Annotated in this window: 5 protein-coding genes and 1 pseudogene; 5 read left to right on the top strand and 1 reads right to left on the bottom strand. The window is 61.0% G+C overall.

The window, feature by feature from the left end; translation table 11 throughout:
- On the top strand, nt 1–546 hold a 546-nt coding region (locus tag AC629_RS39335), incomplete at its 5' end, for a tyrosine-type recombinase/integrase (protein ID WP_245332141.1).
- Between the two features lie 415 nt (nt 547–961).
- Here the strand turns inward: AC629_RS39335 and AC629_RS39330 are convergent.
- Complete coding sequence (locus AC629_RS39330; RefSeq protein WP_084810059.1) at nt 962–1,201, bottom strand: DUF1127 domain-containing protein; 240 nt, start codon at nt 1,199–1,201, stop codon at nt 962–964.
- A gap of 149 nt (nt 1,202–1,350) precedes the next feature.
- On the opposite strand from AC629_RS39330, the pseudogene AC629_RS39325 reads away from it, so the two are divergent.
- The 4 genes and pseudogenes from AC629_RS39325 to AC629_RS39305 form a co-directional block, all read left to right on the top strand.
- Nucleotides 1,351–2,932 (top strand): annotated as a pseudogene (locus tag AC629_RS39325) (winged helix-turn-helix domain-containing tetratricopeptide repeat protein).
- 510 nt (nt 2,933–3,442) lie between these two features.
- Nucleotides 3,443–4,774, top strand: a complete 1,332-nt coding sequence (ltrA, locus tag AC629_RS39315) for a group II intron reverse transcriptase/maturase (protein WP_084810058.1) — start codon at nt 3,443–3,445, stop codon at nt 4,772–4,774.
- Between the two features lie 614 nt (nt 4,775–5,388).
- Nucleotides 5,389–6,201, top strand: coding sequence for an aminoglycoside phosphotransferase family protein (locus tag AC629_RS39310; protein WP_084810057.1), 813 nt, complete (start codon nt 5,389–5,391; stop codon nt 6,199–6,201).
- 335 nt (nt 6,202–6,536) lie between these two features.
- A partial coding sequence (locus tag AC629_RS39305) for a winged helix-turn-helix domain-containing protein (RefSeq protein WP_210419181.1) occupies nt 6,537–7,085 on the top strand: 549 nt, incomplete at its 3' end.

The raw sequence follows: 7,085 nt of genomic DNA, 5'->3' as shown, positions 1-7,085 counted from the left end.
CCAAACCAAGTCTGGTCGATCCGAACCCGGCTCCTGATCGAAAGACGGACCCGCGACCTTGCCCTTTTCAACCTTGCGATCGACAGCAAGTTGCGTGGTTGCGACGTCGTCGCCTCGAGGGTCGAAGATGTCGCTCCGAATGGCTATGCGGTCGATCGCGCGACCGTCCGGCAGAAGAAGACCGGGAGACCGGTCAAGTTCGAGTTGACGGATCAAACCCGGCAAGCAGTTGACGACTTCTTGAAGGACGCCGGCAAGAGGCCAGGTCAGTATTTGTTCACTGGGCGCCGTGGGCGTGATCGGGCGATGACAACCCGCCAATGTGCTCGCCTTCTTGCCCACTGGGTGGCGAGCATCGGGCTTGACCCGAGGGCATTTGGCACCCATTCCCTGCGCCGGACCAAGGCGACGCTGATCTACCGCCGCACGCGGATTTTGCGAGCCGTGCAGCTCTTACTCGGCCACACCAAGATCGAAAGCACGGTCCGCTATCTCGGCATCGAGGTTGACGACGCGCTCGCGATTGCCGAACAGGTTGATGTCTGAATCACCAGGGCAGAGCGGACATGCTCTGCCCGTCGGCCATCAGCCGCTTCGGGCCACAAGCGGACTCATGCGCCGCCCCACAGCCGCTATTCCGTTCCCTCGTCGGCGTCGGAGGGATCTGGTTCAGAGCTTCAATGACCAAAGTAGATGAACGTTGATACGATTGCTGCGTACAAGATGGTACGTAGAAGGAGATTCGAACGGTGCCATCTTCCTCTAATGGGACGGGAGGCTTTCTTTGGCCTTAGCCAGTAATCCTCATACCAATCAGGCTGAACGCCAAATGCGGACAACATCATCGTTCGTTCGAACAGATCTAGGTGAGACTTCTTCGGCTGCATGACACTGTTCTTTGAACAAGGGAGGCAGAGGCATTTTACGGCCGGTTCAGTTTGAGCCGTTGAGCCGGGCTTGTTCACGGCGCGAGGACGGCGCCTCGCGGGTCGATATCGCGATTTGTGGCGACGTAGTCGATCTCACCACGCGTGATGCCGATGTCCATCAACTCGCCGTCCGTCAGCCGGCAAAGCTGGGTTCGCAGCCTCTCGCGTTTGCGCCACTCACGAAACGCATCCCAATATGCTTCGAGGGGACTGTAATACTGCCGCCTTGCGGTTGTCGGTCCGAACTCACTGGCCCCGTGGATCGTGCTCATTGCGCTGTGTCCAAGTTGGGCAGTTGCACCAAGCGAAAGTTGCCAGCACATCCGTTGGCGCGCTTAACAACTGGCTTACATTTTCCTTACCGGCGGCTTATTCTCTGCGCTCGTGCGGCTTCAGAGGTGACCCGAGAAGGAATGCCAGCTTGCGTTATCTCTTTGAGGATTACGCATTGGATACCGACCGGCGCGAACTGCACCGCGCAACGGACGCGATTGTTGTCACACCTCAGGTGTTCGATCTGCTTGATTACCTGATCCGAAACCGGGAGCGCGTCGTCAGCAAAGACGACCTCATCAACGCCGTTTGGAACGGACGCATCGTTTCTGATGCCGCGCTGACGACTCGCCTGAATGCCGCTCGCACCGCAATCGGCGATGCCGGCGCGAAACAGCGCTTAATCAAAACTCTGCCGCGCAAAGGCTTCCGCTTCGTCTGTGCGGTGCAGGAAGTCCAGACCGTCGCAGTTGAGCCGGTTGGCTCGGTGGCGCATAGCAGCGAGACGACGCCAACGCCGGTTTCGCCGCCTCGTCTTTCCATCGTTGTGCTGCCCTTCACGAACCTCAGCGGCGATCCCGAGCAAGAGTACTTCGTCGATGGGGTGACTGAGAGCCTCACCACAGACTTGTCGCGCATCAATGCCGCGTTCGTGATTGCGCGCAACACCGCGTTCACGTTCAAGAGTAAACCCGTTGACGTAAAGAAGCTCGGACACGAACTGAACGTCCGCTACGTGCTTGAAGGCTCAGTGCAACGTAGTGGCAACCGCCTGCGGGTGAACGTGCAGTTGATTGATGCCGAAACCGGCAACAACCTATGGGCCGATCGTTTTGACAAGCCCGTTGCCGACCTCTTTGACATGCAGGACGAAATCGTGTCGAGGCTCGCCAATACGCTGAAAGCGCAATTGATTGCTGTCGAAGCGCGGCGCGCGGAGCGCTCACCCCATCCCGACGCGACTGACTTGTGTTTCCAAGGTGCCGCGTTGGTCAACAGGGGCCGAACTCCAGAATACATGGCACAAGCGCGCGGCTTCTTTGAACGTGCCTTGGCCCTCGAACCGGGAAATGTTGAGGCGCTGGTCGGCGCAGCGATGGCTAATGTTGCAATAGGCAGTAACTTTTTCACCGACAATCGGATAGAACATCTCACCGCAGCCGAGACGGCCGTCACTAAGGCGCTGTCCTTGGCACCGAACCATCCCGCAGCTCATAACGTTCTGGGCTTGGTGCAAACTTATAAGAACCACGCGGCTCAAGGGATCGGCAAATGCGAGCGGGCGTTGGCGCTGGATCGGAATTTGGCCGTGGCGCACGCGAACATCGGATTTGGGAAGCTTTGTCTCGGGCGGGGCGAGGAAACTGAAGCCCATATAGAGCAGGCGCTCCGCCTTTCTCCCCGCGATACCCACGTCTATGCCTGGACTTTTTTTTGTCGGTCTCGCCAAATTTTGGCACGGCGCCGACGCGGAAGCGATTGTTTGGCTGCGCCGGAGCCTTGAGGCCAACCGAAATTACCCGATGACGCACTTCCTTCTCGCGGCCGTTTTGGCGCACGTCGGTGAGCTGGATGAGGCACGGGCTACAGCACAGGCGGGCGTTGCGCTCCATCGGAGTTTCAGTATTCGCCGCTATCGCACTTACGCCCCAAGCAACCATCCCGTGTATCTCGCGGGACGCGAGCGCGCCTATGAGGGCATGCGCTTGGCTGGGGTGCCTGAGGGGTAATGTCCGCAACGGGGTGTGCGCCGTGCAAAGGCGGCGCTTTCCAGTGGGTGCAAGCCCCACCCGGCAACCGCTCCAGCCGGAAGCAACCGGAGCAGCTATGGAGGTGACGAAATAGCTGAAGCCTTCGGAATGCGTGTCACGAATTGGTGACAGCGCGAGTGTGCAGGCCGTAACGCGAGTGAACGCTGAGCAAGCCTCGAAAAGGACGATGCACAGGCCGACCTGACGGCCATATCAGGGAAGGCTGACACGACTGGGAAGACGTGAGCGAAGCAATACCTCCAGTCGCTGTGCCGGGGTAGTGGCGACGGCATGTACACAAGGAAAGCGTACGCAACACGGGAGGCCCCACGACGTGGTCAGGGATGATCAACCGGACGCCCGCGAGGGACGGGCCGGGCGCCGTGGGGTGACGGAGAGGTTCGTAGTACCGCGGAAGCCGGGTAACGCCGGTGGAGGGAAGGGGCCTCAGTTCAAGACGAACGCAAGACGTAGTGAGGGACCTGGGGATTGGGCAACCTATCAACTCCGAAGAGTGTTCAGAAACTGCAGACGGCGTTGCACGCGAAAGCGAAGGCAGAAGCCGGCTACCGCTTCTACGCCCTGTACGACAAGATCAGCCGGGAAGACATCTTGGTCCATGCCTATGCCCAATGCCGCTCCAACAAGGGCGCACCGGGCGTGGACGGTCAGGACTTTGCGGACATCGAGGCGTACGGGGTGCAGCGGTGGCTTGGCGAACTGGCGCTTGCGCTCAGGCAGGAGACGTATCGACCGGACCCCATCAGAAGAGTGTACATCCCGAAGGCCAACGGCAAACTCAGGCCATTGGGCATCTCGACCTTGCGTGATCGGGTCTGCATGACGGCAGCGATGCTGGTGCTGGAACCGATCTTTGAGGCCGATCTTCCACCCGAGCAGTATGCCTACCGTCCCGGGCGAAATGCCCAGCAGGCGGTGGTGGAGGTGGAAGCGCAGCTGTTCCGTGGCCACCCGGAAGTCGTGGACGCCGACCTCGCGGACTACTTCGGAAGCATTCCGCATGCCGACCTTCTCAAGTCGGTGGCGCGCCGAATTGTTGATCGGCGCGTGCTGCATCTGATCAAGATGTGGCTGGAATGTCCCGTGGAAGAAACCGACGATCGAGGACGGACGACACGGACGACCGAGGCACCGGACAAGCGGCGCGGCATCCCGCAAGGCTCACCCATCTCACCACTGCTGGCGAATCTCTACATGCGCCGGTTTGTGCTGGGATGGAAGATGCTCGGACTGGAGCGAAGCCTCGGCTCTCGCGTCGTGACCTATGCCGACGATCTCGTAATCCTGTGCCGGCGGGGCAAAGCTGACGAAGCCTTGCGACAACTGCGCATGATCATGGGAAAGCTGAAGCTGACGGTCAACGAGGACAAGACACGACTCTGCCGGGTGCCGGAAGGACAGTTCGACTTCCTGGGCTACACGTTCGGACGAATGTATTCTGCGAGAACCGGCCAGGCGCGCCTGGGGTATCGGCCATCGAAGAAGAGCATCAAGCGCATGGTGGAGCAAATCCATGCGCTGACGGTTCGAACGGGGACATGGCAAGACACCACAGAGCTGGTGGGTAAGTTGAACCGCACGCTGCGCGGATGGGCGAACTACTTCAAAGTAGGCACCGTCAGCAAGGCGTACCGCGCGATCGACAACTACACCGCTGTGCGGTTGCGCCGGTGGTTGCGCTCCAAGCACAAGGTCAGGCGACGCAAGGGCGGGACTTATCCACTCTCGCACCTCTACGGGCACTTCGGGCTCGTACGCTTAGCCGCACTTGGTCGCGACGTGCCGTGGGTGAAGGCGTGAGGTCTTGTCCGAGAGCCGGATGCGGGAGATCTGCCTGTCCGGTTCGATGAGCGAGGTGTGGAAACGGAGTCATGGTCGAGCCACTAAGGCACCGCCAGACGAAAGGGGCGAGAACAGATATGTTCGATCCTAAAGCCACCGCGTCACATCTCGACTCTACCAAATGCGGAAGGTTGGGGCTGCGAGATGCTTGGTCCGCTCTGTCTTCGATAGCTGACATGCCAAGGGCTTTCGCTGCACGTCGGCTCAGGGGCCCCACAACCGGACTTGGCACCATTTAGCGGAGTGGACGAAGGTCTCTGCAGGTTGAAAGGCGATCATAGTGTCCGGCGGCCCCGCGACGGAAGGGGTTCCTTTTTGCTCGCCGCCGGTGTTTCCTCTGCACGGCGGAGAACGGGCATGCGGGGGATCGCTGGGAGAGAAGATCGGCGAAGGCCTCTTCGCTGATGTGCACGCCCTGCGCTCGGCGGGGTGATTACTCTCGGTCATCCCGTCTACGCCAAGGCTACGCCGGGCCAACATACTCGCTCGGCCGCCGAAGCTTCAGCGTAGGCGGCATGCCCGGCCATGACGAGTGACCATAGGGTGAGGGTCACAGCAACACGGGGCTAAAGATGCAGGGATCGCTGGGGGAAAAGATCGGTGAAGGCGCCTACTCCGAAGTCTACGCCTGGGCGCCGGGGCAAGTCGTCAAACTGTTCAAGCCCGGCTTGCCGCGGCGGATGCCCTGGTTCGAGGTGCACATGATCCGCGCCGTCCACGCCGTCGGCGTTCCGGTGCCGGAGGTGTTCGGCGAGGTGACCCTGGACGGGCGCTTCGGCATCGTGCTGCAGCGCCTCGACGGACCGACCCTGCTGCAGCTAACCCGAACCGGCGCGGTGACGTTCGATCAGGCCGGCGCGATCGTCGCGGCTCTTGCCATGTCCATTCACAAGACCCCCCTGCCGCCGGAGGTCCTCTCCATGCGCGAGTATATGGAGGCTCAGTTGGGGCACGACGACGGCAAGCTCCCGAAGCACATCGCCACTGAAATCCTCGCGCTGATCGATCGCTTGCCGCCGGGCGACGGGCTTTGCCATACCGACCTGAGCCCCGGTAACGTGATCATGACAGCGGAAGGCCCAAAGCTGGTCGACTGGGTCAGCGCGATGTGCGGGCCCGCCGTCCTCGAGCTTGGGTTCTTGCGCGTGATCCTGTCCGAGCTCGGGCCGGAAGTTGCCGACAATCCGGAGCGGCCGCGCGCGACCAATGCGGCGGCGCAATCCGAATATGCTCGGCTGGCCGGCATGTCTCTCGCGGAGCTAACGGCGGCAATGGAGCCGTATTTGCCCATCGTCCGCACCTTCGCCGTCCTCGGCAACGCGGTGCCTTCGCTGCGGGAGCGGCTGATCCAGCGCATCGAAGCGGCTCTGCGCTCGGAAGACTGAATTATTTTGGTCGCGCGCGCGAGCCGGAGTGGCCTGTCGAAGCGAGCCGTCAGTGTCTCCTTCGGCAAAGTACGACATTCCGGCCCCGGGACCGCGTGTCCGCTGTACTCGCTGATCCAGACTTCTCGCTGATCGCCGCACAGGTCAGCAACGGGGCCACAAGCGGGCATCCCGACCCTTGGGCCGCGCATGAGGCTCGCCTTCTTGGCAACTGCCCACCAGGAAAAATCCGCTGCTCCGGGCAGGCTTGCTTACATTTTGCGCACGAGCGGCATAATCTTGGCTGTGGGTGGGCGTCTCTCAGGGATAGGAAGGCCACCCGGGGGGGGAGGGCTGTGCGCTATCTCTTTGAGAACTACACGTTTGATGCGGACCTTCGCGAACTGCGACGCGGCACAGAGGTGGTCCCGATTGCACCACAGGTGTTCGACTTGCTCGACTACCTGATCCGCAATCGAGAGCGCGTCGTTAGCAAGGACGACCTCATTGGTGCGATCTGGAATGGCCGCGCGGTTTCAGATGCAGCGTTGACGACCCGCCTCAATGCCGCCCGAAACGCGATCGGCGACACCGGCGGCAAGCAGCATCTGATCAAGACGCTGCCGCGAAAGGGTTTCCGCTTCGTGGGTACTATACTGGAGGAGCAGCAGCGCGTGGTCGGGTCAGCGACGCATGGTGGCGACCTCGCGGAGATGCCGGCTTCAGCGCCCCATCCTTCCATCGTTGTGCTGCCCTTTACCAATCTGAGCGGTGCTGCTGAGCAGGAGTACTTCGTTGATGGAGTGACCGAGAGCCTGACCACGGATTTGTCACGCATCAGCGGCTCGTTCGTGATTGCCCGCAATACCGCGTTCACATTCAAAAACAAGATCGTTGACGTGAAG

Origin of the sequence: Bradyrhizobium sp. NAS80.1 (assembly GCF_001908205.1) — a bacterium.
Lineage (GTDB): Bacteria > Pseudomonadota > Alphaproteobacteria > Rhizobiales > Xanthobacteraceae > Bradyrhizobium.
Note: the sequence above shows the minus strand (reverse complement) of the source record. Positions and strands in the feature narration are given on the sequence as shown.

What these genes read in the sequence shown, in the direction of transcription:
- AC629_RS39330 (WP_084810059.1), bottom strand. Translation starts at nt 1,201, where the DNA reads ATGAGCACGATCCACGGGGCCAGTGAGTTCGGACCGACAACCGCAAGG.
- AC629_RS39310 (WP_084810057.1), top strand. Translation starts at nt 5,389, where the DNA reads ATGCAGGGATCGCTGGGGGAAAAGATCGGTGAAGGCGCCTACTCCGAA.